The 26,962-nt window shown below is 64.3% G+C and carries 27 protein-coding genes; 14 read left to right on the plus strand and 13 right to left on the minus strand.

Annotated features, from left to right (window positions below):
- Positions 1–73: 73 nt before the first annotated feature.
- The 6 genes from J7355_RS01795 to J7355_RS01820 all read left to right on the plus strand — a co-directional run bounded on the left by J7355_RS01795 (position 74) and on the right by J7355_RS01820 (position 4,364).
- Complete coding sequence (locus tag J7355_RS01795; protein WP_348522982.1) at positions 74–1,177, plus strand: histone deacetylase; 1,104 nt, start codon at positions 74–76, stop codon at positions 1,175–1,177.
- 18 nt (positions 1,178–1,195) lie between these two features.
- Positions 1,196–1,648, plus strand: a complete 453-nt coding sequence (locus J7355_RS01800) for a GNAT family N-acetyltransferase (protein ID WP_209059317.1) — start codon at positions 1,196–1,198, stop codon at positions 1,646–1,648.
- A gap of 120 nt (positions 1,649–1,768) precedes the next feature.
- A complete protein-coding gene (locus J7355_RS01805; protein WP_209059319.1) occupies positions 1,769–2,305 on the plus strand; it encodes a hypothetical protein in 537 nt (178 codons plus the stop codon).
- Positions 2,306–2,377: 72 nt separating this feature from the next.
- Positions 2,378–2,539 (plus strand): DUF2256 domain-containing protein, encoded by a 162-nt coding sequence (locus J7355_RS01810; protein WP_209059516.1) that lies wholly within the window; start codon positions 2,378–2,380, stop codon positions 2,537–2,539.
- A gap of 26 nt (positions 2,540–2,565) precedes the next feature.
- On the plus strand, positions 2,566–3,357 hold the full coding sequence (locus J7355_RS01815) for an alpha/beta hydrolase (protein WP_209059321.1): 792 nt from the start codon (positions 2,566–2,568) through the stop codon (positions 3,355–3,357).
- Positions 3,358–3,419: 62 nt separating this feature from the next.
- The gene (locus J7355_RS01820) at positions 3,420–4,364 is read left to right on the plus strand and encodes an alpha/beta hydrolase (RefSeq protein ID WP_209059323.1); all 945 of its coding nucleotides are present in this window, start codon (positions 3,420–3,422) and stop codon (positions 4,362–4,364) included.
- A gap of 826 nt (positions 4,365–5,190) precedes the next feature.
- On the opposite strand, the gene J7355_RS01825 is transcribed toward J7355_RS01820, so the two are convergent.
- Positions 5,191–5,949 carry a class II aldolase/adducin family protein gene (locus J7355_RS01825; protein ID WP_209059324.1) on the minus strand — a complete coding sequence of 253 codons (759 nt, stop codon included), beginning with the start codon at positions 5,947–5,949 and terminating at the stop codon, positions 5,191–5,193.
- 456 nt (positions 5,950–6,405) lie between these two features.
- Here J7355_RS01825 and J7355_RS01830 point away from each other — a divergent pair, with 456 nt between their 5' ends.
- The 3 genes from J7355_RS01830 (at position 6,406) to J7355_RS01840 (ending at position 9,269) form a co-directional block, all read left to right on the plus strand.
- Positions 6,406–7,614 carry a 3-oxoadipyl-CoA thiolase gene (locus J7355_RS01830; protein WP_209059326.1) on the plus strand — a complete coding sequence of 403 codons (1,209 nt, stop codon included), beginning with the start codon at positions 6,406–6,408 and terminating at the stop codon, positions 7,612–7,614.
- Positions 7,611–8,777 carry an acyl-CoA dehydrogenase gene (locus J7355_RS01835; protein ID WP_209059327.1) on the plus strand — a complete coding sequence of 389 codons (1,167 nt, stop codon included), beginning with the start codon at positions 7,611–7,613 and terminating at the stop codon, positions 8,775–8,777. Before J7355_RS01830 ends, J7355_RS01835 begins: the two co-directional genes overlap by 4 nt.
- A 183-nt stretch (positions 8,778–8,960) precedes the next feature.
- Positions 8,961–9,269 carry a glycine zipper domain-containing protein gene (locus J7355_RS01840; protein ID WP_247739683.1) on the plus strand — a complete coding sequence of 103 codons (309 nt, stop codon included), beginning with the start codon at positions 8,961–8,963 and terminating at the stop codon, positions 9,267–9,269.
- A 47-nt stretch (positions 9,270–9,316) separates the two neighbouring features.
- On the opposite strand, the gene J7355_RS01845 is transcribed toward J7355_RS01840, so the two are convergent.
- The 5 genes from J7355_RS01845 to J7355_RS01865 form a co-directional block, all read right to left on the minus strand.
- Positions 9,317–9,949: a hypothetical protein gene (locus J7355_RS01845; protein WP_209059329.1), complete on the minus strand. Its 633-nt coding sequence runs from the start codon at positions 9,947–9,949 to the stop codon at positions 9,317–9,319.
- A 114-nt stretch (positions 9,950–10,063) separates the two neighbouring features.
- Entirely contained in the window at positions 10,064–10,513 is a 450-nt protein-coding gene (locus J7355_RS01850; protein ID WP_209059331.1) for a MarR family transcriptional regulator, read from the minus strand.
- Positions 10,514–10,659: 146 nt separating this feature from the next.
- A complete protein-coding gene (locus J7355_RS01855; RefSeq protein WP_209059332.1) occupies positions 10,660–11,649 on the minus strand; it encodes an LLM class flavin-dependent oxidoreductase in 990 nt (329 codons plus the stop codon).
- A 75-nt stretch (positions 11,650–11,724) separates the two neighbouring features.
- Positions 11,725–11,883, minus strand: a complete 159-nt coding sequence (locus tag J7355_RS01860) for a YqaE/Pmp3 family membrane protein (protein WP_209059333.1) — start codon at positions 11,881–11,883, stop codon at positions 11,725–11,727.
- 113 nt (positions 11,884–11,996) lie between these two features.
- Positions 11,997–13,217: an acetamidase/formamidase family protein gene (locus J7355_RS01865; RefSeq protein WP_209059334.1), complete on the minus strand. Its 1,221-nt coding sequence runs from the start codon at positions 13,215–13,217 to the stop codon at positions 11,997–11,999.
- A gap of 429 nt (positions 13,218–13,646) precedes the next feature.
- Here J7355_RS01865 and J7355_RS01870 point away from each other — a divergent pair, with 429 nt between their 5' ends.
- Together J7355_RS01870 and J7355_RS01875 are read left to right on the plus strand one after the other, a co-directional pair.
- Positions 13,647–15,308, plus strand: coding sequence for a BCCT family transporter (locus tag J7355_RS01870; protein WP_247739684.1), 1,662 nt, complete (start codon positions 13,647–13,649; stop codon positions 15,306–15,308).
- 127 nt (positions 15,309–15,435) lie between these two features.
- Positions 15,436–15,750, plus strand: a complete 315-nt coding sequence (locus tag J7355_RS01875; protein WP_247739685.1) for a hypothetical protein — start codon at positions 15,436–15,438, stop codon at positions 15,748–15,750.
- A 114-nt stretch (positions 15,751–15,864) separates the two neighbouring features.
- Here the strand turns inward: J7355_RS01875 and J7355_RS01880 are convergent, their stop codons facing one another.
- From J7355_RS01880 to J7355_RS01895, 5 genes are all read right to left on the minus strand, one after another.
- Entirely contained in the window at positions 15,865–17,367 is a 1,503-nt protein-coding gene (locus J7355_RS01880; protein WP_209059339.1) for a peptidoglycan DD-metalloendopeptidase family protein, read from the minus strand.
- A 411-nt stretch (positions 17,368–17,778) separates the two neighbouring features.
- Positions 17,779–18,534: an MFS transporter gene (locus J7355_RS17600; protein WP_348522983.1), complete on the minus strand. Its 756-nt coding sequence runs from the start codon at positions 18,532–18,534 to the stop codon at positions 17,779–17,781.
- Positions 18,453–19,301 (minus strand): DHA2 family efflux MFS transporter permease subunit, encoded by an 849-nt coding sequence (locus J7355_RS17605; protein WP_247739687.1) that lies wholly within the window; start codon positions 19,299–19,301, stop codon positions 18,453–18,455. The genes J7355_RS17600 and J7355_RS17605 overlap by 82 nt, the downstream gene beginning before the upstream one ends.
- Positions 19,298–20,545: an efflux RND transporter periplasmic adaptor subunit gene (locus J7355_RS01890; RefSeq protein ID WP_209059341.1), complete on the minus strand. Its 1,248-nt coding sequence runs from the start codon at positions 20,543–20,545 to the stop codon at positions 19,298–19,300. Before J7355_RS01890 ends, J7355_RS17605 begins: the two co-directional genes overlap by 4 nt.
- A gap of 10 nt (positions 20,546–20,555) precedes the next feature.
- Complete coding sequence (locus tag J7355_RS01895; protein WP_209059522.1) at positions 20,556–22,160, minus strand: efflux transporter outer membrane subunit; 1,605 nt, start codon at positions 22,158–22,160, stop codon at positions 20,556–20,558.
- A 77-nt stretch (positions 22,161–22,237) separates the two neighbouring features.
- Here J7355_RS01895 and J7355_RS01900 point away from each other — a divergent pair, with 77 nt between their 5' ends.
- The 3 genes from J7355_RS01900 (at position 22,238) to J7355_RS01910 (ending at position 25,460) form a co-directional block, all read left to right on the plus strand.
- On the plus strand, positions 22,238–22,879 hold the full coding sequence (locus J7355_RS01900) for a TetR/AcrR family transcriptional regulator (RefSeq protein ID WP_209059343.1): 642 nt from the start codon (positions 22,238–22,240) through the stop codon (positions 22,877–22,879).
- Between the two features lie 61 nt (positions 22,880–22,940).
- Positions 22,941–24,344, plus strand: a complete 1,404-nt coding sequence (locus J7355_RS01905) for an APC family permease (RefSeq protein ID WP_209059345.1) — start codon at positions 22,941–22,943, stop codon at positions 24,342–24,344.
- Positions 24,345–24,461: 117 nt separating this feature from the next.
- Positions 24,462–25,460 carry an SH3 domain-containing protein gene (locus J7355_RS01910; protein ID WP_209059348.1) on the plus strand — a complete coding sequence of 333 codons (999 nt, stop codon included), beginning with the start codon at positions 24,462–24,464 and terminating at the stop codon, positions 25,458–25,460.
- Positions 25,461–25,560: 100 nt separating this feature from the next.
- Here the strand turns inward: J7355_RS01910 and J7355_RS01915 are convergent, their stop codons facing one another.
- Positions 25,561–26,253, minus strand: coding sequence for an SDR family oxidoreductase (locus J7355_RS01915; protein WP_209059350.1), 693 nt, complete (start codon positions 26,251–26,253; stop codon positions 25,561–25,563).
- Between the two features lie 118 nt (positions 26,254–26,371).
- On the minus strand, positions 26,372–26,851 hold the full coding sequence (locus tag J7355_RS01920) for a peptidylprolyl isomerase (RefSeq protein WP_209059352.1): 480 nt from the start codon (positions 26,849–26,851) through the stop codon (positions 26,372–26,374).
- Positions 26,852–26,962 lie beyond the last annotated feature (111 nt).

Raw genomic sequence — 26,962 nt, forward strand, 5'->3', positions numbered from 1 at the left:
AATATTGACCTGCACCCGGCATGGGGCCGGGCTGCTACGCTTGCGTGATGTTTGCCAAGGAGCGGATGCCGTGGTGGGCGATCGTGATGTACTGGTGATCTATGACGAGCGGGTGCTGTCGCACCGGCCGGAAGCGGAAGAGGAATTCCTGCCGGGGCGCATGAACAAGCGTATCCGCGGCATTCTCGATGGCCTCGGGCTCGAAGCAAAGTGGAGCTATCCGGAGCATCCGGGGCGTGTCATCGCGGTCAACGATCTGCTCAAGGCGGAGCCCGTGCCGGGCGTGCGCATGGCGGCGGGCCAGGCCGCGACACGCGAGCAGCTCAATCGCGTACATACCAGCTCGTATCTGGAGAGTCTCTACGATCTCGAGGGCAAGCAGGCCTGGCTGGACGTCGACACCACCGCGATTTCCGCCGGCAGCCTCGATGCCGCGGAGGTGGCGGCCGGCTCGGCGATCGCCGCGGTGGACGCCGTGTTCGAGAAGAAGGCCCGGTCCGCGTTCGTCATCAGCCGCCCGCCGGGCCATCACGCCAATGCCGTACGGGCTCGCGGCTTCTGTCTGTTCAACAATATCGCAGTGGCCGCCGCCCACGCCCAGTTCCAGTGGGATATCGAACGCGTGCTGATCATCGACTGGGACGCGCATCACGGCAACGGGACGCAGGATATCTTCGCGGCCGACCCGAGCGTGATGTTCTTCGATACCCATCGCGCGGCGCCGTTCTATCCGGGTACCGGCGATCTCGAGGAAATCGGCGAAGGCCTCGGCGAGGGTACGACGGTGAACGTACCGCTGCCCGAGGATGCTGGCGACCTGGCGATCGTCAACGCCTTCGAGAATATCCTCGTGCCCGCGGTGGAATGGTTCGATCCGGAGTTGATCCTCGTCTCCGCCGGGATGGACGCGCATCGCACCGAGCTGTGTCTGAACATGAGCTACGACGGTTACAGCGCGTTGACCGGTATCGTCCAGCGCCTGGCCGATCAGTATTGCGACGGTCGGCTGGTGATGGTCCTGGAAGGCGGCTACAACCCGGATACGCTCGCCAAGTGCACGCGCCGGGTGCTCGAGGTCATGGCCGGCGGCGAACCGGCCGGGGTGCGAGAGCCCGGGGTCGCGGAAGTCGCCGAGATTGCCGAGTTTCACCGCTCGGCTTTCGCCGACATGGAATGACAAGACGCCGGACGCCCCATGAGCCTTAGCGACAAGCGCCCGATCCATCTGCAACCGGTCACGCTCGACAACTGGCAGCGCTGCATCCACCTGCGCCTGTCGCCGCAGCAGGCCAGGCGCGTTGCGTCGAATCTGTATTCCTTGGCGGAAGCCTATGTGCAACCGCGCTGCACGCCGCAGGCGGTCTATGCCGGTGAGCAGATGATCGGGTTCGTGATGACCGAATACATCGCCGCGACCGGCGCCTACAACATTCCGCGCTTCATGATCGACATCGACTGGCAGGGCGCGGGTTTCGGTGGCGCCGCGCTGCAGGCCGTCATCGACGCGCTCAAGAGCGAGCGTGAGGACGCCCCCATTCTCATCAGCCTCACCCCGGAGAACGAGGCCGCGCGCCGCCTCTACGAACGGTACGGGTTCGAGGATACCGGCCAGCGTTTTCACGGCGAAGACGTGCTGCGTCACCCCTGAAGCGCGGCGCGCATCGATAGCGCGTTGTTCTGACGCGGAAAATACGGGTTGCCGCATCGGATCCGGCGCGCCGTCACGTATAGCCGACGCATTTTCTGACTATGGTCGAGGAGAGTTTCGATGCGGTCCCGAATCTTCACGCTGTCGCTGCTGTTGGCCTTGCTGCTTGCCGGCTGCGCGAGTGCGCCACCGACGTTCGGTGATCGTGTCATGGCCGACGGCCAGGCACGCGTCGACATTGCGCAACAGTGGGAGCAAGGCAGCGCGGCGGCAACCCGCGGCGAGGCACAGGTCAAGCAGGGGCGTCGTCTGCTCGAAAAAGGCCGCGCGGAACTGCGCGAAGGCGAGGCATGGATCGCTGCCGGCAACGCTGCCGTCCAGAACAGCCGGCAGGCGTATCGGTCGCTATCGCAGATCGGCGAAGCGAACATGTCGGCGCGCGAAGCGGCGCGTCGCAACGACAAACTCGATCGGCTGGTCGATCAGTGGCGTGAGGGCGAAACGCGTATCAAACAGGGCAGAGAGCGCGTCGAACGGGGCAACGCCCATATCGAAAAAGGCGAGGCGCAACTACGCACCGGCCAGCAGCTGATCGATCGCGGGCGCAATCAGATGCAGGCCGCGCAGGAGCGCTATCAGCAACAGACGCAGTCCTGACCGGCATCCCGGCCTCGGGCGCCCGGCGCACGCACAGACGCGAGGCGACAAACGAACCCTGTCATGGCCCGAATGCGCAAGAAGGCGGATCTGCCGTCGAAGACCTGTCTTTACTGCGAGCGACCGTTTTCCTGGCGGCGAAAGTGGGCGCGTGACTGGCCGCAGGTCCGGTTCTGCAGTCAAGCCTGCAAGCGGGCGTACAAGCGCGGTGGTAACCTCGACCCGGACGTATAAAACCCGATAAAAAAGAGGAGAGTGCGATGCCTGTCGCTGCGGTCAACGGTCAGGAACTGTATTACGAGGACAGCGGCGGGCACGGCCCCGTGATCGTGTTCTCGCACGGTCTGCTCATGGATCGCGAGATGTTCGCGCCGCAGGTGGCGGCGCTGAGCGATCGGTATCGCTGCATCACGTGGGATGAGCGGGCGCATGGCGAAACCGCCGGCGATGAACCGCCCGCGCCGTTCAGCTACTACGACTCGGCCAACGATCTGGCGGCGCTCCTGGATCATCTGGGTATCGAGACGGCGATCCTGGCCGGCATGAGCCAGGGCGGGTTCCTGTCGCTGCGTTGCGCGTTGACCCACCCGCAGCGCGTGCGCGCGTTGATACTGCTCGACACCCAGGCCGGTCTCGAGAACCCGGACAACATGCCCGGCTACGAGCAGATGATCGAGACCTGGGCCACGCACGGCCTGCCCGACGAGATCGCGGACACCATCGCCGGCATCATTCTCGGCGATGGCTGGTCAGGCACGGGCGCATGGCAGGACAAGTGGCGTGCCTGGCAGGCGCACAATCTCATCGCTGCGTTCCAGACACTGGTTTCGCGTGACGACATCACCGAACAACTGTCGCGCATCTATCAGCCGTCTCTCGTGGTACACGGCGATGCCGACATGGCGATTCCCATGACACGCGCGGAACAGCTGGCGGACAACCTGCCGAACGCTGAGCTGGTGGTCGTACCCGGCGGTGGCCATGCCGCCAATCTCACCCATCCGGCGCCGGTCAACGCTGCGATCGAATCGTTTCTCGAGCGGCTCGGCTGAGCGGTGCATCATCCACGGCAGGCAAACACGCGCTGCGTGTCCCTGCGTTATCAGGATCTGTCATGACACTCGATCCCCAGGCCGCGCGTGTACTGGAAGCGGCCGAACAGAGCGGTCTGCCGCCGTTGGAGACGCTGCCGCCCGCCGAGGCACGTCGCCAGTACGAGAAAGGCGCCGTGATCGTGGGCGGCCAGCCGCCGGCGGTTTTTTCCGTGCGCGATATCGAAGCGCCCGGGCCGCTCGGCGCGATCCCGCTGCGCGTCTACGTGCCTCGTGATCCGGGTGACGAGGCATTGCCCTTGCTGATCTATATCCACGGTGGGGGCTATGTCATCGGCAGTCGTGACAGCCACGATGTGCCGTGTCGTTATCTGGCGCTCGGCGGCGACTGTATCGTGGTATCGGTCGACTATCGCATGGCGCCCGAGCATCCCTACCCGCAGCCGGTCGACGACTGCTGGGCGGCGGTGAACTGGATAGCGGAAAACGCAGTCTCGCTCGGTGCGCGCGCCGACCGCATCGCGATTGGCGGCGACAGCGCTGGCGGCAATCTGGCCACCGTCATGTGCCTGAAAGCCCGAGACGCGGGCGGGCCTGCGTTCGTCTACCAGCTGCTCATCTATCCGGGCACCGACAAGAGCCGCAGCCATGCGTCGCATGCCGAATTGGCCGAAGGTTACCGGCTCACGCGTTCGTTGCTGGCCTGGTTCATGGCGTATTACTTCAGCGGGGAGCCGGCCGATCCGGATGATCCATACGCCTCGCCGCTACATGCCAAGGATCTGTCCGGGCTGCCGCCTGCGCTGGTGGTTTCGGCCGGCTACGATCCGCTGCGTGACGAAGACATCGCCTATCACGAAAAGCTGCTGTCACACGGCACCGAATCCGAGCATCTGCATTATCCGGGCATGATTCACGGCTTCATCAATATGCCGGGGGTGCTCGACGTGGCCCGCGAGTGCCTTGATGAATGCGGTCATCGTCTTCGGCGGGTGTTTGCTGAGTAGACTCGAGAGCTTGAAGTTTTGAATCAACGTTTGGGGTGAATTTTCGCTTGGGGTTTCGCGCTGCTGCGCGACTTACTTTCTTTTGCTTGTCCAAAAGAAAGTAAGCAAACAAAAAGACACCCTGTCTTGCGTCGATGCTGCGCATCGATGCCCTGCGCGGCTCCGTCCGCAAGCGGGCCAGCCGGAAACTCGCTGCGCTCAGACATCCGGCTGTCTTAATCCGCTTGCGGCCTCCACTGCTCGGCGCTACGCCCAAGGGACCCAATACAGACAAGCTCGCTGTCGCTCGCTCAAGGTCGCGCTTCTTTATGTCGAATTATGCGTTCGCCTAATTCGACAAGAACGGAGCCGGAGGCTACGTGGCCACTAGCCAGGTTAAGTAACTCTCTCTGTAGGCCTGACGTTTGTATTCGGACCCGTTGCACGGCGACGCAGACACGGAGTGGCGACGGGTGTCCGGCGCACTGCGCCGGTGCGTACAGCATGTCTGAGGATCGCCAAAGCGATCCGAGTTCTGTACGCATCCCGTCGCCGCTGCGTGTCGGAGTGAACCGGCGCAGCCGGCGCTGTGCCCGGGTGTCCTTTTCCTTTGCTTACTTTCTTTTGGACAAGCAAAAGAAAGTGAGTCGCACTGCAGTGCGAAACCGTAGGTCCGACAAACTCGTGAGTGGAGCCCGCCTATAAAAGGGGACATTAACGACTACGGACCGCCACCGTTCGGCTTCATCGCGTGAACTGTTTTACTGCCATTTCCTGGCGAGCGAAAAAAGCCCCGATTCGTCGCCGAACCGGGGCGTGCGCTGTCCCACACCGTGGTGCCGAGCAATCAGGTCGCGTAGTCGCTACCCATGCGCTCGAGCTTGCGGATGAGGGCCGGCCAGGCCAGCTTGTGGGCCGCGCCCAGGCTCTGGGCCTGATCGGCCGTGGTATCCAGTGCCTGCTGAGACGGCACATGACCGGCGCCCATGGCCAGGGTGCGCACCTGAATCTGACAGGCCTTCATCAAGAAATACATGTAGATGAAGGCTTCGCCGACGTTCTTGCCCACGGTGAGCGTGCCGTGGTTGCGCAGCAGCATGATGTCGTGATCGCCGAGATCGGCGACCAGGCGCTCGCGCTCGTCGAGGTTGAGCGCCACGCCCTCATATTCATGAAAAGTGATATGCGGAATACACAGCATCGCGGTCTGGCTCAACGGCAGCAGGCCGTCGGGGTGTGCGCTCACGGCAACGCCGTCGGCCGCATGCAGATGCAATACCGCGCCGGCTTCCTCGCGGGCCATGTGCACGGCACTGTGAATGGTAAAGCCGGCGGGATTGACGCGGTTGGTCGCGCCCGGGTCGACGATCTGGCCGTCCTCATCGACCTTGACCAGCGAAGAGGCGGTGATTTCGTCGAACAGCCAACCGTAGGGGTTGATCAGAAAATGGTGTTCCGGTCCGGGCACGCGCGCGGACAAATGGGTGAACACCAGGTCATCCCAGCCATAGAGAGAGACGAGGCGATAAGCTGCGGCTAGATCCTTGCGGACCTCCCACTCGGCTTCGGACATCGTGGCGGAACGATCGGTTGCGGCAGTCGCCATGGCTACTCCTCCTTGGGGCGAACGATTGATTATCTGTGGAATTCAATTTCGTTGTGCAAGCAAATTAGACCCTGGCCGGGTTCGGGTCAATTCATCGCCGGGCGCGTCGCGCAGGCACCGCCGCGTGTTTGCTGCGACCCGGTTCGAATCCCGGCAGACTTAAGATCTAAGGTCGATAAAACACGGGCACGATGCTGCATTGCGGCATGCGCGACCCGCGCCAGGCAAGGAACGTACTGTGGTTGCGTTGGCCCGGGTCACCGCCTATTCTTGCCCGCAGATTTTTAAAACAGTATTTCGTTTGTCGCGCGAGTGCGGGGATAACGCCCAGCCGGCAGGCGAAACTCGAGGTGCGGATCGGAACGGCAGGCGGTGCGGCGCAGTCCAAATGACAGCGTTGCCGCGCGCGATCGGATCGGGCGTGACCCCGAATGCTGCGACCCCGATGGAGATTTCATGCTGGATGCCTATATCTACGACGGCCTGCGGACCGCTTTCGGCCGCCATGGCGGCGTGCTTGCGCCGGTACGTCCCGATGACATGCTCGCCGCAGTCATCCGCACGCTGGTCGAGCGCAACGCGTTCGACGCCGCCGATTACGAGGATGTGATCGCCGGCTGTACCAACCAGGCGGGCGAGGATGCGCGCAATGTCGCGCGCCACGCCGGCCTGCTGGCCGGGCTGCCGGTCTCGGTGGCGGGTCAGACCGTCAATCGACTGTGCGGCAGCGGCCTGGCCGCGACCGTCGACGCGGCGCGCGCGGTCACGGTCGACGAGGGCGCGCTGGTGATCGCCGGCGGTGTCGAATCCATGAGCCGCGCGCCTTTCGTGATGGCCAAGGCCGATAAGGCGTATTCGCGCAATGTTTCGGTGTTCGATTCGACCATCGGCGCGCGTTTTCCCAACCCGAAGGTGCTCGAGCAGTATGGTGCCGACGCCATGCCCGAGACCGCCCAGAACGTGGCCGATGATTTCGGCATCAGCCGCGAGGCCGCCGATGCCTATGCCGCCCAGTCGCAGGCGCGCTACGAGGCCGCGCGGGCCGACGGTTTCTTCGACGACGAGATCACGCCGATCGAGGTGCCGCAGGGTCGCAAGCAACCGCTCGTGTCGGTGGATGCCGACGAACATCCGCGCCCGACCAGCACCGTCGACAAGCTCGCCCAGCTGCCGCCGATCGTGCGTAACGGCATCATCACCGCGGGCAACGCATCGGGCGTGAACGACGGCGCCGGCGCGCTGATCATCGGTTCGAAAAAGGCCGGCGAGGCCGCCGGGGTCGCGCCACGAGCGCGTATCCTGGCTGGCGGCGTGATGGGCGTGCCGCCGCGGGTGATGGGCCTGGGTCCGGTCGGCGCCTGTCGGAAGGTGCTCGATCGCGCCGGGCTGACGCTGGATGACATGGACGTGATCGAGATCAACGAGGCGTTCGCGGCCCAGGTGCTGGGCTGCTGTCACGAACTCGGCCTGAAGGGCGACGATGCGCGTCTCAACCCGAACGGCGGCGCGATCGCGGTCGGTCACCCGCTGGGCGCCTCGGGCGCGCGGCTGGCACTGACCGGCCTGCGTCAGCTGGAACGTATCAATGGACGCTACGCGCTGATCAGCCTGTGCATCGGCATCGGGCAGGGCGTGGCCATGCTTATCGAGAGGACACCGGAATGATCGACTTCTCCTGGTCGGATGCGCTGAACCTGGACGGACAGCTCACCGAAGACGAACGCATGATTCGCGATGCGGGTCACGACTACTGCCAGAACAGCCTCATGCCGCGCGTGCTCGAGGCCAATCGCCACGAGATCTTTCATCGCGAGATCATGACCGAGCTCGGCGAGCTGGGCATGCTCGGCGCGACGATCCCGGAAGAATACGGCGGCGCCGGACTCAACCATGTCTGCTACGGCCTGCTTGCGCGCGAGGTCGAGTCGGTGGATTCGGGCTACCGCTCGGCGATGAGCGTACAGTCCTCGCTGGTCATGTTTCCGATCTACACCTTCGGCAGCGAAGCAGTGCGCAAGAAGTACCTGCCCAAGCTCGCCAGCGGGGAATGGGTCGGCTGTTTCGGCCTCACCGAGCCGGACCACGGTTCCGATCCGGGTTCGATGAGCACCAAGGCCAAGAAGGTCGACGGTGGCTACGTGCTCAACGGCGCCAAGACCTGGATCACCAATTCGCCGATCGCCGATGTGGCCGTCGTCTGGGCCAACCTGGACGGCAAGATCAACGGCTTCGTAATCGAACGCGATTTCGGCGGCATGGAGACGCCAAAGCTCGAAGGCAAGTTCTCGCTGCGCGCATCGGCCACCGGCCAGATCATGCTCGACGACTGCTTCGTGCCCGAAGAAAACCGCCTCGACGTGGAAGGCCTCAAGGGGCCGTTCTCCTGTCTCAACAAGGCGCGCTACGGCATCTCCTGGGGCGCCATGGGTGCTGCGGAGTTCTGTTGGCAGGCAGCCCGCGAATACACGCTCGAACGCAAGCAGTTCAAGCGTCCGCTCGCCGCGACCCAGCTGATCCAGAAAAAGCTTGCCGACATGCAGACCGAGATCACGCTCGGCCTGCAGGGCAGCCTGCGCCTTGGCCGTCTCATGGACGAGGGCAACTGGGCGCCTGAAATGGTCTCGCTGATGAAACGCAACAACTGCGGCAAGGCGCTGGATATCGCCCGGCAGGCGCGTGACATGCACGGTGGCAACGGCATTTCCGACGAGTACCACGTGATCCGCCACGTGATGAACCTGGAAGCCGTAAACACTTACGAAGGGACCCACGACGTGCACGCGCTGATCCTCGGCCGGGCGCAGACGGGAATCCAGGCCTTCGGCTAGCGTTCGCCCACGCGTGCCCGGTGCCAAGCCCGCTCGACGGTTTGTCGGGCGGGCTTTTTTATGGTCGAGCCGCGGCCGGGTGGCTGCGATTATTCACGCGCGATTAAGCGCTCCTGCGCTCCAATTCGCTTACGAACTGGCGCGCAGCGACCGTGTCTGCGCAGGATCGACGGGAGAGAAACAATGAAAAATCGCACACTCGGACACATCTGCATGGCCGGCGCGCTGGCGCTGAGCATGAGCATGCCGGCGATGGCTCTGGACGACGACACGGTCGACGCAGCCGTCGGCGGTGGTCTTGGCGGCGCGGCCGGTGCCGCCATCGGCAATGAAGTCGGTGGGCGTACCGGTGCCGTGCTGGGTGGCGCCGCCGGCGCCGCGGGCGGAGCCGCCATCACCACCGACGACGATGACCACGACCACCATGGTCGGCACGACTATCACGGTGGTGGCCATTGCCCGCCGGGTCAGGCTAAGAAAGGGCGCTGCTGAGGCAAACTGCATTCGCCCGGCCGCCGGGGCCGCGGCCGGGCCTGTTCTTACAGCTGGTTCTCGAGCCAGCGCTGCAGATGATGGCGTGCGCGGCGTTTGGCCATGCGCTTGGTGGTCGTGGCTACCGGGCGCATCAACTCGTTGTCGTCGCCGCGAACGATGAATTTGCGCTGTGCGCCGACCACGCCGCCTTCCGGGCCGTAACTGGCGATCGCGGTGATCTTGAAGTTCTCGACCTCGAGCGAGCGGATCGGCTTCTTGTCGTCGTGGTCGAGATTCTTGTGGCGCTTGCCGGTTTGCCGGATCAGCGAACGAAAGGTGCCCAGGTTGATCTGCTCACCCGCGCGTAGCGGCCCCTGGCGGGTGACTTCCTGCGGATGATCCTCGCTGTCGCTGGGTTGGGCGGTGTCGAAATCGGTGATCGATTCCGTGTACTCGCCACTCTGCGTGCGAATCGTCATTAGCAGGCTGTGTATGTAGATCGGCTCCTGGCTCATGTTGCTGATCAGGCACACGGAGTCGACCTGCTGGCCCCAGCCCTGATTGATCAGGATGCGGGCCTTGCGTTGTCGTTTGAATCCGGAAAACAGCAGGTGCGCGTAGAAGAGCCAGACGGCAAGCGTGCCGAGACTGGCGAAAAACGATAGCGCCTGCGCGTTCTGGTTAATCCACTGCCACATAGCGGTTCGGTTGCTGCATTGGAGAGGCGCGAAAGTCTGCGTAATTCGGTATTGCGGCACCATGGGTACATTCACCGAGCGCGCGCGCAGCACTGACTGCGTCTAGAGGTAGGCTCAGCCGAGTGTATTGGCGAGTTCCATAATTCGCTGGCGCAGTTCCATGGCGTCCGGTCGAGTAAGCTCGATCTGGCAGAGCATGGAATCCGAAACTTCGTTGGCCTTGGTGCGCAGGTTACGGCCCTCGTCGGTCAGCGAGATCAGCACGCGACGTTCGTCCTCGCTGTCGCGTTCGCGCAGCACCAGGCCGGATTTTTCCATGCGCTTGAGCAGGGGCGTCAACGTGCCGCTGTCCAGGTGCAGCTGCTGACCCAGGCCGCCCACGGAGCGCGGCGCGGACTCCCAGAGCACGAGCATCACGAGATACTGCACATAGGTCAGCCCCAGTGGTTCTAGCAGTGGCCGATAGGCGCGAATGATTCGATGTGTTGCCGTGTAAAGCGCGAAGCACAATTGCTCGTGCAGTACCGGCAGGCTTTCGGTTTCACGTTCTGGGGAGACGCCCATACGGTCGGGTCCGGTCAAATGTGCTGAATGGCATTGTGACGCTTTTAGGTCTTGAGCGCGAACCGAAAATGCAATTCGGGATTTAAATCCCTAAACTCGCGGCCGGGTTGGCGAATATTCAATAGTCTGGCGCCGGGACACTGTCATTACCTCATGGCCTGCGCGACGAGTTCGTAACTTTGCAGTCGCTTCGCCGGATCGTGGATGTTCGACACGATCATTATTTCGTCGGGTTCGCCGTCGGCGAAAAGCGCATGAAGCTGATCGCGAACGGTTTCCGGGCTGCCGATGACGTGGCGGTCGCGGTTTTCAAGAATCGCGCTGCGTTCCATGTCGGTGTATTCGTAGGCCAGCGCTTCTTCTGGCGAAGGCAGCGGCGAGAATTCGCCCTTGCGCAGCCTCAGCCACATCAGGTCCACCGTCGAAGCGAGATATTCCGCTTCCTCGTCGGTCGGTGCGCAGATCACCGATACGCCGAGGATGGCGTGCGGCTCGGGGAATGCCGGCGAGGGTGAGAACGCACCGCGATAGCGCCGTAGCGCAGGTTCGGCCGGTACCGGGCTGAAATGGCTGGCGAAGCTGTAGCCCATGCCGGCCGCGCCGGCGACATGCGCGCTGGCGCCGCTCGATCCGAGTATCCATATCGGCGGTAGGGCCACGTCGCTGGGGCTTACCGTGACACCGTGATACGGGTGGCCGCGCCGCAAGGTGCCGCGCGACAGCGCCAGCATTTCGTTGAGCAGATCGGCGAACTGTTCGCCGGAAGCCGCGCGCAGAGCGCGGCTGGCGCGTGCGTCGGAACCCGGCGCCCGACCGAGCCCGAGGTCGATGCGCTCCGGATAGAGCGCTTCCAGCGTCTGGAAGATTTCGGCGACGCGCAAGGGCACGTGGTTCGGCAGCATGATGCCGCCCGAGCCGACGCGGATGCGTTCCGTGAGAGCCGCGGCGCGCGACAGCAGCACCTCGGGTGCCGAACTGGCGATGCTCGGCATGCTGTGGTGCTCGGAAATCCAGTAGCGCTTGTAACCGCAACGCTCGGCAGTACGCGCGAGGTCGATACTCGCACGCACGGCCTGGGATGCGTCCGTGCCGCTGGGCACCGGAACCAGATCGAGTACGGAAAGGTCTGCCTTCATATGCCTTGGCTGCCGAGTTGCGCGTCGTGCCTGCCCATACGATGGGCACGAATGACGTGTTTTACAGCCCGCGGCTCATCGCCTGGCGATGATATAGACCGCGTGAACAATACCCGGGATATAGCCGAGCAGGGTGAGCAGGATGTTGATCCAGAAATGCAGGCCGATGCCCACCTGCAGGAACACGCCCACCGGCGGTAGCAGGATGGAAAGCAGGATGCGGATGAGATCCATGGCGATTCGATTGGTGAATGTCAGACCGACATCCTAGAGCATTTGTCGAATCCAGCCTGAATGAAATCGGCGGAATCCGGCCGCGGCATGACACCGCGGCCGGAAGGGCCGTGCTAGTCGGCGGCTTCGAGGTCCTGGAAGTCGGCCTTTCGGATCAACGCATGAATGCCCTTGGTCTTGTCGACCACCTGCGATACTTCGAAGTCGGTCGCGGCACTCAGATAGGCCAGCGCGAGCGCTTCGTCGATATCGTACTGCGCATGCAGGAAACGGATGGACTCGCGTACCGCGTCCTTCATTGCCAGATCCAGATCCTCGTCGAGACCGACCGTGATCCAGTAGTCGTTCGTCTCGCCGAGGAGTTTGTCGACCTGCTTGCCCGGCAGTTCCGCCTGGCCGCTCTCGAGCAGGGTGAGCTTGAGGGTGGCGCGCAGCGAGCCTTCCAGTGCGGTGAGTGCGACTTCGCCGTCACCCTGGGTGAAGTGGCTGTCGCCGGTATAGAACAGGCCGCCGTCGACCTCGATCGGGTAATACACGGTGCTGCCCGCGCCGAGGTCGTTGATATCAGCATTGCCGCCGATACGCGACGGCGGCACCGAATTCACCGGCTCGGCGGTGTCGGGGGCGACGCCCATGATGCCCATGAACGGATGCAGCGGGAACCGGATCTCGCGGTCGTTGCCGGCATCCAGCACGCCGTACCACTGATCGCCTTCCGCTTCGATCGGCGCGAAGGTCGACACGTTGGCATAGCGTTCCGGATAGGCGCTGCTCGGATTGTCCTTGGGTTCGGTCTTGGGGTACTCGCCGGGCAGTGCGCCCTTGCCGTGGCGGTTGGAAATCACGCCGTAGGGAACGCGCGGCTCGAGCTTGACGACCTCGACCTTGAGAACGTCACCCGGTTCGGCGCCTTCGATGGCGACCGGGCCGGTGACGATATGCGGTCCGTCGTTGAAGAAGTCGTGCTCGATGTCGGAGCCGGTGATCGCAATGGCGTCTGCCAGGACCTGATCCTTGGCGACATCCTTGGTTGCGAAGTAGGCCACGGGGTCGCGGCCCTGATCCTCGAGAATGCCCTCGTGCGAAACGGTGTCGAAGGTCACGGTGCTGCCGGACGGCACGGTCAGTACCGGCTTTGCACTGTTATTGGGCAGATACCCCCAGCGTACGGTGTCGACTGTGGACGGCACGTAGTAGTTGCCGCTGTAATCGCCCGTCGTCATTTTCTGGGGGGTTTCCGCCAGCGGCTGGAGAATGGCGAAGTCGTCGGTGGCGGCTTGTGCTGAAAGCGCGGTGCAGCACAGTGCTAGCGCGCCGGCGAGGTGGCGTTTCATCGTTGTCCTGTATGTCGATGGGTGAATATCGACGAGGCTTGCGCAAGAGTCGGGCCAGCCGTGCGCCGCGCAGGGCATACCCGCGAGTAATGCCGAATATCGTACGGCGGCCGCGGTGGGTGAAGGCGCACGCGCGGGGCAGTGCCCGGCGTGGGCGCCCGGTGCGTATACCGACAGGGCGGGCGACGACCCGGGCTGTCACCCCATCGAGCGCCGCGATCCGATGCCGAGGCGGGTTTGATCGCTTGCCGCGGTGATGGCGAATCGCGGCGATCCGGTGTCAGTGCAAGGCATGGCAAGCGTTTGCGGGTACTCGGGCTAAGTGCTAGTAATGTTGCATACGGCAGACGTATGTCGTCGGCCATCCTCTCTCGCCCCGTTGAGCTCGCGTTTGCTCCAGGGGGCGTCAATTCAAATACCGGGGGTTCCTTGAGTAATTTGCTAACGCGCAGCCAACGCGTCTATACCGGCTCCGCACTCGTGATCATCGCTCTGGTGATCGTCGGTGCTGCATTTCCCGAGGCCTTCGGCCGGTTTGCCAACAGTGCGTTGGACTCCGTCTCCCATGTGTTTGGCTGGCTCTATCTGATTTCGGTGTTCGGGTTCGTGATCTTTCTGGTGGGGCTGGCGTTCAGCCGTTACGGCAAGATCCGACTCGGCGAACCCTACAGCGAACCCGAGTACAGCTTTTTCTCCTGGGTCAGCATGTTGCTGGCGGCGGGCTTCGGCGTCGGGCTCGTGTTCTACGGTCTGGCCGAGCCGATACTGCATTATCTGAATCCGCCGTATAACGACATGCCGGGCTCCACCCCCGAGTCGGCGCGCTACGCAATCCAGTACAGCTTCTTTCACTGGGGCATCAGCCAGTGGGCAGGCTTTTCGATCGTGGGCCTGATCATTGCCTACTTTCAGTTTCGCAAGAAGAAGTCGGGGCTGGTTTCGACGGTCATGGAACCCATGACCGACAAGCTGCCCGCCGGCGCGCGTCAGCCCACCAGCGATGCGCTCAACATCTTCGCGGTCGTCGCCACGGTCATGGGTGTCGCCACTTCGCTCGGGCTGGGCGTACTGCAGATCAACGGCGGGCTCAATCAGATGTTCGGCGTGCCGGACACCACCCTGTGGAAATTCATCATCCTCGGCGTGATGTGTGCCTGCTACACGATGTCGAGCTACTCGGGCCTGGACAAGGGCATCCAGTGGTTGTCGAACATCAACCTGGCGCTGTGTCTCGGCCTGATGGGCTGGGTGCTTTCTACCGGGCCGACGATCTTCATTCTCAACACCATCGTGGTCGGTATTGGCGACTACATGGAAAACTTCATCGCCATGAGTCTGCGCATGAACCCGTTCGAGGATACCGGCGAGAACTGGATCTCGAGCTGGACGGTGTTCTACTGGGCGTGGGTGATCGCCTGGTCGCCGTTCGTGGGTACCTTCGTGGCGCGTATCTCGAAAGGGCGCACCATTCGCGAATACGTCATGGGCGTGCTGATCGTGCCGCCGCTGCTGGCCTGCGGCTTCATCGGTGTATTCGGCGGCGCCGCGCTGCATATGGAGCTGTTTGGCGATGCCGCCGGCACGCTGACCAGCGCCGTGGACGAAAACATCACGTCCGCGCTGTTCACCTTCTTCGAGATGATGCCGTTCACCAATGTGCTCTCGATCCTGGCGATGTGCCTGATCTTCGTGTTCCTGGTGACCTCGGCGGATTCGGCCTCCTATATCGTGGCCCAGATGACCGACGAAGGGTCGCTCGAGCCGCCGCTCTACAAGCGCCTGTCCTGGGGGCTGATGATCTCGGCGATCTGTCTCACGCTGATCGTGGCCGGCGGTCTCAAGGGCCTTCAGACCGGGTCGCTGCTGGCGGCGTTGCCGTTTTTGGTCATCCTGTACTTCATGGTCTTCGTGCTGACGCGCGAATTGCGTGACGACAGACGTCGCATGCTCATGGATCTCTATGAGAAGCATGAATCCATGCCCGTTGGCGCCGACGCGTTCGAGGCCCGGGACATTCTCAACGATGTCTGGGACGACGACGACTACGAAGACGCCGACGACGAAGGCAAGCGGTCGCGCTCCAGCGGCTGACGGTGGTTCCGGTTTGGCTGGCACGGGCCGCGTCGGGAAACCGGCGCGGCCTTTTTGTTGGTTCAGCGGTAGTTCACGCCCGATCGCTAGATTGAGCGCGTAACAACGACCCTGTCAGGAGCAGCACATGAAGAAGACCATCGCCATACTCGCCACCGGTACCGCACTGTCGTTCGCAAGCACGGCCGGCATGGCGGGCGACACGCTCAATTCGGCGATCGGCGGGGGCCTGGGCGGGGCGGCCGGCGCGGCGGTCGGCCAGGCGCTTTACGGCTCGACCGGGGCAGTCGTCGGCGGCGGTCTGGGCGGCGCGGGCGGCGCCGTACTCGCCAACGAATATAACGACCGGGGCCATGATCGCCATTACGACCGCGGCCGCCGTCACGGCAAGCACTATCGCAAGCACCACAAACACCACGGTAAGCATCACCGGCATCATTAATGAGTGCGTGCGATTGCACGCCTCGCTGATGCACAGCGGGCCCCGAACAAAAAAAGCCGGGTGGTGTGCCACCCGGCTTTTTTCATGAGCGTGCGTTCGCGAGCGCGGCGCCGGTCAGGCGTTGGTATCCGTGGACGCAACGCAGAATAGCTCGGCCAGTGAATGGCGCTTGCGCGTGTTCTCGGGCGCGAGCGCGAACGCTGCGTTCACGCTGCTGGCACGGGTACAGCCGTGTCGCGCGTCCACGCTTGCACTCGACGCGATCAGGGTATTCGGCATGTCCGGCACGTTGTCGAGCTTGGCGATCAGCGGCTGGATACGGTTGGTGAATGCGGCAAGCCGGTCCTGCGCCAGGGAATGGCCGTCAGGCAGCCGCATGGTCAGGGGATTGTGGGCCGTGCCGTTGCGCCGCACCTCGTAGTGCAGATGCGGGCCGGTGGCTTCGCCCGTGGCGCCCACATAGCCGATCACGTCGCCCTTGCGCACCCGATCGCCTTTCTTGAGATCGTCGACGAACTGATACATGTGTCCGTAGCGCGTGGTGTAGCCATCGAAGTGACGCAGCTGCACGATGCGACCGTAGCCGTGCTTGCGGCCGACGAACGTCACCACGCCGTCCCCGGCTGCGTGAATCGGCGTACCGCGTGCTGCGGCGAAGTCCACGCCCCAGTGCGGGCGTCGCACCCGCAATATGGGATGCAGGCGGTTCGGGTTGAACGGCGAACTCACGCGCTTGTAGTTCACCGGATGACGCGACAACGACGGTTCGTAGGGTTTGCCCGCGGCGTCGTAGTAGCGGGCTTCGCCGTCGTCGTTGACCGCACGGAATGCCTTGAGGTTCTGCCCGCCGGTGGTGATGCTCGCCGCGATCACCGGCCCGGCCGCCACGCGCTTGCCGTCGGCATACTCGGCGTCATAAACCACGCTGAAGGTGTCGCCGGGATGCATGTGGCGAGACAGGTTCGCGCGATAGCGGTAGATATGCGCCAGCTGGGTGGCGATGTTCGGGGGCACGCCCGCACTCGACAACGACTGCGCCAGCGAGCCGTCGACCACGCCGCGCGCACTCAGGCGCCGGGTATGGGTATCGAGATGCACGATCTCGGCCTCGAGGGCGCCGGGCGTGGCCGTGTCGCTGCCGAGCCCGGTGCGGCTGACAGACAGCGTATCGACCGCGTTGAGCTTGAAGCGCAATTCCGCGAGCCGTCCGCCGGTCGTCTTGCGCAGCTCGAGCGTATCGCCCGGGCGCAGTCTCTCCAGCGGTTTGACGGTCTCGCCGAGTGCCAGCAGATCGACCCATTCGCGCGCGGGCAGACCGGCTCGCGAGAAGATCTTGGACAGGGAATCGCCGGGTTCGACGGTGATCTGGCGCCAGGGCGTGATTTCCGGCGCGCTCTTGGCAAGCAGCGCCTGGCGCTCGTCCGGCGCGAGCTGGGCCGCGAGCAGGGGGCGGGACTCATGGGTGCCGAGGACGGCGGCGCTGTTGAAGCCGCTGGTGTGCAGGTTCGCGCTCGCACCGTGCGAGAACGGGTTTGCATGGGCGCTGCCCATACAAACGAACAAACCTATTCCCAGCGCGCCGTGCGAGCCGGCACGCAAAAAATCCAACCAACGCATCTATTGCCCTCGGTTCCTCGCGCTCTTGCAGCGAAAGCTTTTGCCCAACAGTCGCCTTCGACGGCGGCCAGCGGTAAAAGTTTCGTAACAGTCGCATGATCGTCTGCCCCGGTCCCCAACCGTGGCGTCGTGTTCTGCCGCAGCGAACTGCGGGTTATACAGTAACATCGAACAGATCGGCGTGAAGCTTGAGCCCGATCGCGATTCGTGTCGCTCCCGAGCGGGCGACATCGGCGCGGCCAGAGTTTTGCAGACGCGACAAGCGCTAGCGCGATACTTGTGCGGCATCGCCTGAATTGTGTGTTGTGCTGCGCCAATGCGTGTCGCCGGTAAAGCGGGCGGTGTGGATGCGCAAATCCAGCGCGAGTGACAGCGCAGCGGTTGCCGGTGGCGCGACCGGGCGGCGGGGGATCAGCCCCGCGGGCGCGAAAGCCAGACCAGGACGGTAAGCGACAGAAACACGCAGCCGGCAAGGAAATACATCTCGTTCAGGCCGAGCATGAACGACTGCTCCGAAATCGTGCGTGCCAGCGCGCCGTAGGCCTGATGTTCGGTCAGGCCCTGGGCCTGTGCCTGCGCGAGCCATTGCTGTGTCAGCGGGTCGGACATCGACGTGTGCGCACTCAGCACATGATCGTGGTAGGCCTGCCGTCGATCCCACATCGTCACCGAAAGCGAGGTGCCGAAACTCAGGGCGATCAGGCGCATGAAGTTGAACAGCCCGGAGGCGCTGGCCACCTTGCTGCTCGGCAGGCCGGTCAGCGACAGCGTGATCAGCGGGATGAAGAAACAGGCCAGCCCGATGCCCCACGGCAGGCGGGTGAGAAACAGCTGTTCGAAACTGATCTGCGTGTTGGCGTCGGCCTTGACGAACGACAGCCCCGCGAACAGCAGCATGCCGAAGGTGACGATCACCCGGATATCGATCTTGTCGGTCAACCGGCCGACGATGGGCGAGAAAATGGCGCCCATCAGGCCCAGCGAGGCGGTGGTGATACCGGCCCAGGTCGGCGTGTAGCCCTGCTCATTCTGCAGCCAGAGCGGCAGCAGCACCACGCCCGCGAAATAGGTCATGAAGCCGAGCGTCACGCACAACGTGGCGATGGTGAAATTGCGCCGGCCGAACAGTTTGAGGTCACCACTGGGTTGTCGTCGGTCAGCTCCCAAACCACGAAGAAGGCCAGGAACACGGTTGCCGTGATCGCGAGCGTGACGATGAACGGCGACTGGAACCAGGCCTCGTCGTTGCCCTTGTCGAGCATGATCTGCAGCGCACCGACACCGACGATCAGAAGCGCCAGGCCCACGAGGTCGATCGGCAGCTTCTGGGTTTCGGTTTCGCGGTTGCGCAGGATGAACCAGGTGCCGGCCGCGGCGAATATCCCCACCGGCACGTTGATATAGAAGATCCACGACCAGCTCACGTTGTCGGTGATCCAGCCGCCGAGAATGGGCCCGGCCACCGGCCCGACTACGGCGGTCATCCCCCAGATGCCGTTGGCGAAGCCGCGCTTTTCCGGCGAATAGTTGGCCAGTAGCAGGCTCTGGGACAGCGGGATCATGGGCCCGGCGACCACCCCCTGCGCGGCGCGCATCACCAGCAGCATCACGAACGATCCGGAAATGCCGCACAAAAACGAGAACAGGGTGAACAGCACCGTGCACCACACGAACAGCTTCACTTCGCCCACGCGCTTGGCCAGCCAGCCGGAGACCGGTACCGCAATCGCGTTGGCCACCGCGAACGACGTGATCACCCACGTCCCGTTGCTGGTGGACACGCCCAGGTTGCCGGCGATGGTCGGAATCGACACGTTGGCGATCGACACATCCAGCACGTTCATGAACACCGCCAGCGCCAGACTCAGGGTGACGAGTACCAGCGCGCCCGGCGGCAGCGGCGCCGGGGCGCTGTCGTCGGCGGTGGTGCTCATGACTGCGGCGAAAGCCGGCCGATGGTGTTCGCGGGTGCGGCGGCCGTCGTGGCGGGGTCGCCGTCGTTGACCGCGATGATGCGATCGATCAGCTGTGCGGCGCCGTCGTCACGCTGGCGATAGACATCGGTGCGCATGCGCGTGGATTCGGGGGCGTGTTCGGCCAGCGGTTTGCCGCTGGTGTCGTGCAGATCGACGCTGACATGCATGGACAGGCCGATACGCAGCGGATGACCCGAAAGATCGTCCTCGTCGATGACGATGCGGACCGGCACGCGGCGCACGATCTTGATCCAGTTGCCCGAGGCGTTCTGCGGCGGCAGCAGCTCGAAGGCCGCGCCGGTACCGGGGCTGATGCCGGCGACGTGGCCGTGGTAGTGGGTTTCGTCGCCGTAGAAATCCGAATATACGTCGGCGGGCTGACCGATGCGCATGGCCGCGAGCTGGGTCTCCTTGAAATTGGCGTTCACCCAGACCTGGTCGATGGGCACGATCGCCAGCATCGGCTTGCTCGGGTCGACGCGCTGGCCGAGTTGCACGTCGCGCTGTGCGACATAACCGGATACCGGCGCGGGCACACGGCTGCGGCGAACGTCGAGCCAGGCAGCGCGCAGGGTCGCCGCTGCCTGGCGCACTTCAGGATGACCGCGCAGGGTGGTGCCCTCGGTCTGGGCCTCGAGTTCGGTCAAGCGATGCCTTGCCGCGGCCAGCTGCGACTGTGCCTGCTGATAGGTCGCGCGGCTGTGTTCGAAAGCCTTCTGCGTCACGCCGTGGACCTTGACCAAGCGCTGGTCGCGATTGAAGTCGCGGCGCGCCTGCTCGAGCTGGGTGCTGTACATGGCCACGGTGGCGCGCTGGGCGTCCGCCTGGGCGAACAGCTGGTGGACATGACGCGCGGCCCGCGCGAGGCCGGCACTGGCGTTTTCCAGCGCGTTGTCGACATCGGTGTCGTCGAGCTCGACGACCGTATCACCGGCGTTCACGCGGTCGGTGTCGTCCGCATGGATCGCGGTGACGGTGCCGCCACGTTGCGGCGTGAGCATGATGCGGTTGCCGTGGACATAGGCGTCGTCCGTCTCGGCATAGAATTGCGCAACGAGCAGGTAATACGCGCCGTAGGCCACGCCGATGAGAAGGAACACGGCGGCCAGGCCGAGCAGGTACCACTTGCGTCGCGGGTTGCCCGTGCGGGCGGGGCGGTTCTCGCGGCGGGAGGGAGCGGGCGTGTTGGATTGATCGGCCATGGGCGTTCCTTTAATCGACGGATGCCGTGGTGGCGTCGTCCGGCGTGGCGAGCGGCGACGTGTCGGCATTCCACCAGCCGCCGCCGAGGGCGAGGAAGAGATCGGCGCTGTCGCTGTAGCGGGTAACACGCGCGCTTGCGACGTCGAGCAGCGTCTGCTGGTACTGCGCCTCGGCGGTGTAGAGCGAGATATGGCTGGCGGCGCCGTTGTTCACGCGGGCACGCACGGTTTTGAGATTACGGCGCGCCTGCTCGGCGGCATCCTGCTGGTCGCGCAGCGCGCGGGCGTCGGATTCGATCGAGCGCAGACTGTTGGAGACCTCGCCGAAGGCGGCCAGCGCGGTCGCCCGGTAGTCGGCCAGGGCCGCAACGTACTGCTGCTGGGCGGCGCGTTTCTGTGCGCGCAGCCGCCCGCCGGCAAACAGCGGCGCGCTCACCGAAGCACCCAGTTGCCAGAGCGCATTCATTGGATCGGTTAGATCGCCCAGGGCGAGCCCTTCGCGGCTGTAGGAACCGGTGATCGAGAAATCCGGCAGCAAGTTGGCACTGGCGATGCCGATCTGTGCACTGGCGGCATGTACCAGCGCTTCGGCGGCGAGGATGTCCGGTCGCTGGCGCACCAGCGCGCTCGGCACGCTCACCGGCAGCGTGTCGGGCAGCGTGAGTTCATCCATGACGAACTGCGGATCGTCGAAGTCGCCGGGCGCGGCGCCCACGAGCGTGGCCATGCGGTTGACCGCGATCGCGCGTTGCTTGCGCAACGGCTCGAGCGAGGCGCGCGTGCGCGCCAGACGCGTACGAATCTGGGAGGCGTCGGCATCGATGGCCGCGCCGTAGCGCACCTGCTCCTCGACGATGTCGAGCGTGCGCTGCTGGCTGTCGATGATCTGCCGGGTGGTGTCGATCGCCGCATTGAGACCGGCCTCGGCGACGGCCGTGGCGACGAGGTTGTTCACCAGCGTCACGTAGGTGTCGAGCACCTGGTAACGCGCGAAGTCGAGTTGCGCTTCGCTGCGCTCGATCCGGCGGCGGTTCTTGCCGAATACGTCGAGATCGTAGCTGGCACTGATCCGGCCGCTGTACAGGTTGAAGACGTTGATGAACATCGGGTCGTCGATGCCCAGTTCGATGCCGCTGGCGCGTTGACGCGACACGCCGGCCGACGCGCCGATTTGCGGGAACAGTGCCCCTGACTGGCGTTCACGGCCTCGCGTGCTGCATTGAGCCGTGCGCGTCCGGCGGCGAGCGTCGGACTGTCGGAGAGCGCCCGCTCGATCAGGCCGTCGAGCTTGTCCGAGCCGAATACGCGATACCAGTCCGCCCGTACCGCGCCGGCGCGATCGAACATCTGACGGGTGAGCGCCGCGGAGGCCTCGTGGCCTGCCGTGGCCTGCGGTATGTCGTAGGCGTCGTCGGGCGCCGCGGCGGGGCGCTCGTAGTCGGGCCCTGCGGCGCAGCCGGCAAGCAGGGCGATAACGAGTGCGCCCATGCAGGCGCGGCGTCGCACGGGCGCGAAGGCAATACGCGAGTGGCCCGAAGGCGTGGTCGTGGCGGGCATGGCAGGTGGCCGGCGGGTGAAACGGCTGAACTGTACGGTTCAGTTCAGTTCGGGTAATTTAGATGCATATGACAATAACTGTCAAATACACGCAAGCGCCGGCGCGGGCCGGTCCGCATCCAACGGGAGTCGAAGGTGAGTGAGCGCGACAACATAGAAGCCGAAACGCCGGCCAAGTCCGTGCTCGTGCTCGACGCCGCCCGTGCGTTGTTCATCGAGCACGGTTTCGGGGCCACCAGCATGGATGCCATCGCCGCCCGCGCCGGGGTGTCGAAGGCCACGGTCTATGCCCATTACGCGAGCAAGCAGGCCCTGTTTGCAGCCACCACCCAGCGGGAATGCCGGCGCGTGCACGAGCGCATGGCCCTGCCGCAGGACGTGGCCGGCCTGCCGCTCGCGCAGGCCCTGTCGACGATCGGTCATGCCTTTCTGCAGGCAATCCTGTCGGCACAGAATCTGACGCTGCTGCGCATGGTGGCGGCCGAACTGCCGCGGTTTCCCGAACTGGGAACGATTTTCTACGACAGCGCGCCGGGACGTACGCTGGCCAGTGTGCGCACTTATCTCGAGCAGGCACGCGCCCACGGCCTGATCGGCGATTGCGACTGCGCGCTGGTCGCCGCCCAGTTCCTCGGCGCCCTGCGCGGCGACCTGCAGATTCGCGCGCTTCTGGGGATCACGCCCGCGGTCGCGGACATGGATGCGGTGGTCGACGAGGCCGTGGCGGTGTTCGTCACCCGTTACGCGGTCGTTACACCGGCCGAAGGCGGGCGGTGATAGGCTGAGTTCAGGGAGAGAGCGCGAACATGCAACGGCCCGACGGGGCCGGGGGTAATCGATGACGATCAGCGGTGAGACACCACGGTTCGTGCGTGTTCTGGCCCGCAAGGATGTGCTGGCACTCGCCTTCGGCGCGATGATCGGCTGGGGCTGGATCGTGATGACCGGCACCTGGATTCTGTCCGCGGGTAGTCTGGGTGCGGTCAGCGCCTTTCTGATTGGCGGCGTGGCGATTGTCTTGGTCGGGCTCACCTACGCCGAGCTGGCGGCGGCCATGCCACAGGCGGGCGGCGAGCACGTGTACAGCTATCGGGGGCTGGGCCATCTGGCGTCGTTCGTATGCACCTGGGCGATCGTGCTCGGTTACATGACCGTGGTGTCGTTCGAGGCCGTGGCGCTGCCGACGGTGGTGGAGAATCTCGTACCGGGCTATAGCGTCGGCCATCTCTGGACCATCGCCGGCTGGAATGTCGAGGCGACATGGGTAGCGGTCGGCGTGGCCGGGTCGCTGCTGATGATGTGGATCAACTACATCGGCATCCGCACCGCGGCGCTGGTGCAGAAGCTGGTGACCGCGTTGATCGTGGTCGTCGGCCTGATGTTTCTCACCGGCGCGCTGTTCACCGGCGATGGCGGCAACCTGACCCCGCTGTTCACCGGCGACAACTCGGTGCCGGGCGGCATCATGAGCGTGCTCGTGATGGTGCCGTTCATGTTCGTCGGCTTCGACGTGATTCCGCAGGCCGCCGAGGAAATCGATCTGCCACAGCGTGATATCGGCCGCCTGCTGATGTTTTCGGTGTTGCTCGCGGTGTTATGGTACGCGGCGATCATCTTCGGGACGGCCCTGTCCCTTGGCCCGGACGCGATCGATCCGGACTCGCTGGCTGTGCCGGACGCGATGGCGGCGGCCTTTTCCAGCAACTGGGCTGGAAAGCTCATGGTGCTGGCGGGCATGGCCGGTATTCTCACCAGCTGGAATGCGTTCTATATCGGTGGCTCGCGCGCGATCTATGCGCTCGCCAAGGCCGACATGCTGCCGCGCATGTTTGCCGAGCTGCATCCGCGCTACAACACGCCGACGAACGCGATTCTGCTGATTGGCGCGGTCAGTTCGCTGGCGCCGCTGCTCGGCCGCAGCGCCATGGTCTGGCTTGTGGATGCCGGCGGGCTCGGCATCGTGCTCGCCTATCTGTTCGTCGCCGCGTCGTTCGTGGTGCTGCGCTACCGCGAACCGGAGATGCAGCGGCCGTTTCTCGTGCCGGGTGGCAAGGGCGTCGGTATAGTAGCCATCGCGCTGTCGCTTGCGCTTGTCGCACTGTATCTGCCGGGCAGCCCGTCGGCGCTGTTGCCGGTGGAATGGGTCATTTTCGGTGTCTGGATGATCGGCGGTGCGGCGATGTACGGCTGGGCTCGTGTACGCTACGGCGTGCACGCCCCGGATTCGGCGGCGGGGCCGTAGTTGCAGGGGGACAGACGCGCCGGCGCCGGCTATTTGACCGTGCGCTTCGGGTCTGGTTAAAAGCACTTTCAATGAGGGGTTCGCGGCCGTCAGAAGGCCGCAATGCAAGGATTGAGCATGAAAAAGACAGCGATCGCACGGCTCGCGGTTATAGCGTTCACCGCCTTCGCGAGCGTGACCAGCGCCGTGGCACAGGCGCCCAGCGAAGAAGAGGCCGCGGAAGTTCTCAAGACGGCTCGCCCGCTCGCCGACAACGGCAACGCCAATGCCCAGTACAACATGGGCGTGCTCTACGACGAGGGCTACGGCGTCGAGCAGGACTACGCCAAGGCGCGGCAATGGTACGAGAAGGCCGCCGCGCAGAACTACGCCAAGGCCGAACACAACCTCGGCATCATGTACCAGTCCGGACACGGGGTGGAAAAGAGCAGCGCCAAGGCCGCGGAATGGTTCAAGCGCGCCGCCGAACACGGCGAGCCCGCCGCCCAGAACAACCTCGCCGTGCTTTACGTGCGCGGGCAGGGGGTAAAGCAGGATCTTGGCGAGGCCGCGAAATGGGCGGCGAAGGCGGCCGAAGCCGGCAATAGCTCGGCCAAGAACAATCTGCCGCAGATCATGCAGAATCTGCCCCAGTCGCGTATCGACGGCGACAACGTCAACATCCGCAGCCAGCCGAGTACCCGCGGGCGCGTACTGCGCCAGGCCGATCGCAACACGCGTGTCGCGGTTCTGGACACGCGCAGCGACTGGGCACAGGTCGTGTTCCGCGACGACTACACGGTGGGCTGGGTCGCCGGTTTCCTGCTTGCCGGCAGCACGGCGCCGTTGCGCAATGCCGACGATGGCGGCGGCCAGCAGGCCGGCTCGGGTCAGCGCGGCGGTGGCCAGGACAGTGGCGAGGCCTTGCCGCAGGCGGTATCCGAAACCGGGCCGATCCGCTATATCGGTGGCGATGTGGTCAACGTGCGTTCCGGGCCCTCGACCGGGAACGGCGTCAAGTTTCAGGCCAAGCGTAACGAGCGCGTGATGGTCACCGGCCGTGAAAAGGACTGGCGCCGTATCCGGTTCGACGACGGCCGCACCGGCTGGATCGCCGCCTTCCTGCTCGTGGAATAGCCGCAACCGGCGAAACGGTGGGACAAAAAAACCCGGCGTTGCGAACAACGCCGGGTTTTTTCATGCCCGGTCTCGGCATAGCTATCGGGCGCTCGCGCGGTCAGTCTTCGATCTTCGGCGTCGGCCGTACGAGTATCTCGTTGACATCGACGCTCGCCGGACGCGACAGGGAGAACAGTATGGCCTCCGCGATGTCACGATCGGTGAGCGCATGTTCCGGCTTGTCGTCGAAGAACGGGGTATCGACCATGCCCGGCTCTATGAGCGTGACGCGTACACCGGTACCGCGCAGTTCCTCACGCACGCCATAGCCGATCGCGGAGACCGCCCATTTGGTCGCGCTGTACATGGAACCGGGGATCGTGGCACGACCGGCAGCCGAACCGGTGATCAACAGATGCCCGCGGCTTTGCTTGAGCGCATCGGCACAGGCCTGAATCGTCAGACCCACACCGTAGACGTTGGTCAGGATCATGTCCTTCCAGACATCGCTATCGGCCCCGCAGAAGCCGCCCGGCTTGCCGCCGATGCCGGCATTGGCGAACACGGCATCGATACGGCCGAAATGCGCGAGCGTGTTCGACACCATCTGCTGCTGAGAGGTCTTGTCGGTCACGTCGCAACTCACGGCCAGCGCCAAGTCGGCGCCGCCGAGCTCGTCGACCAATGCTTCGAGCTTGTCGGCCGAGCGCGCGGCGAGCGCCACGCGATAGCCCTGTTCCACCGCATGACGCGCGGTGGCGGCGCCGATCCCGCTGGAAGCGCCGGTAATCAGAAGAACCGGTTCACTCATGATCTGGTCTCCCGTGCGAAGACATTCCTTGGGGCTGCATCGACAGCGATCGGCGCAGGTAAGCAGCGCCCGCGCGCCATATCGCGCCCGGGCGCTGCCTCGCGCCGGTCACCGCATGCTAGCCGTGCGTCGAGCCATCGTGCACGTGGCCGTGCTCGATCTCTTCGCTGCTGGCTTCGCGGACTTCCGCGATGTTCACGGTAAAATCGAGCGTCTGGCCCGCAAGCACGTGGTTGCCGTCCACCGTGACTTCTTCGCCCTCGACTTCCTTGACGGTCACGATCATCGGACCGGCATCGGATTCGGCGCGAAAGCTCATGCCGGGTGCCAGTTCGTCGACGCCCTGGAACGCATCGCGGCTGACCTTCTGCACGAGTTCTTCACGGTAGGGGCCGTAGCCGTCTTCCGGCTCGATGGTCGCCTTGACCTCTTCGCCTTCGGCGTGGCCTTCGATCGCCTTCTCGAGACCCGGCACGATATTGCCGTGGCCGTGAAGATACGACAGCGGCTGTTCCTCGCCGGACTGATCGATGATTTCGCCCTCGGTGTCGCGCAGCACGTAATGAATGCTGACGACGCTGTCCTGCTTGGCTTGCATGCTTTTCTCGCTTGAATATTGGCGCGTATGAAAGACAAGACCTTGCGACGATAAGTGAAAAAACAATGCCCGCCGCGCCAAAATCATGGTTTTCGCCGCTCACCGGGCCCA

This window comes from Endozoicomonas sp. G2_2 (genome assembly GCF_017744135.1).
Lineage (GTDB): Bacteria > Pseudomonadota > Gammaproteobacteria > Nevskiales > Salinisphaeraceae > Salinisphaera.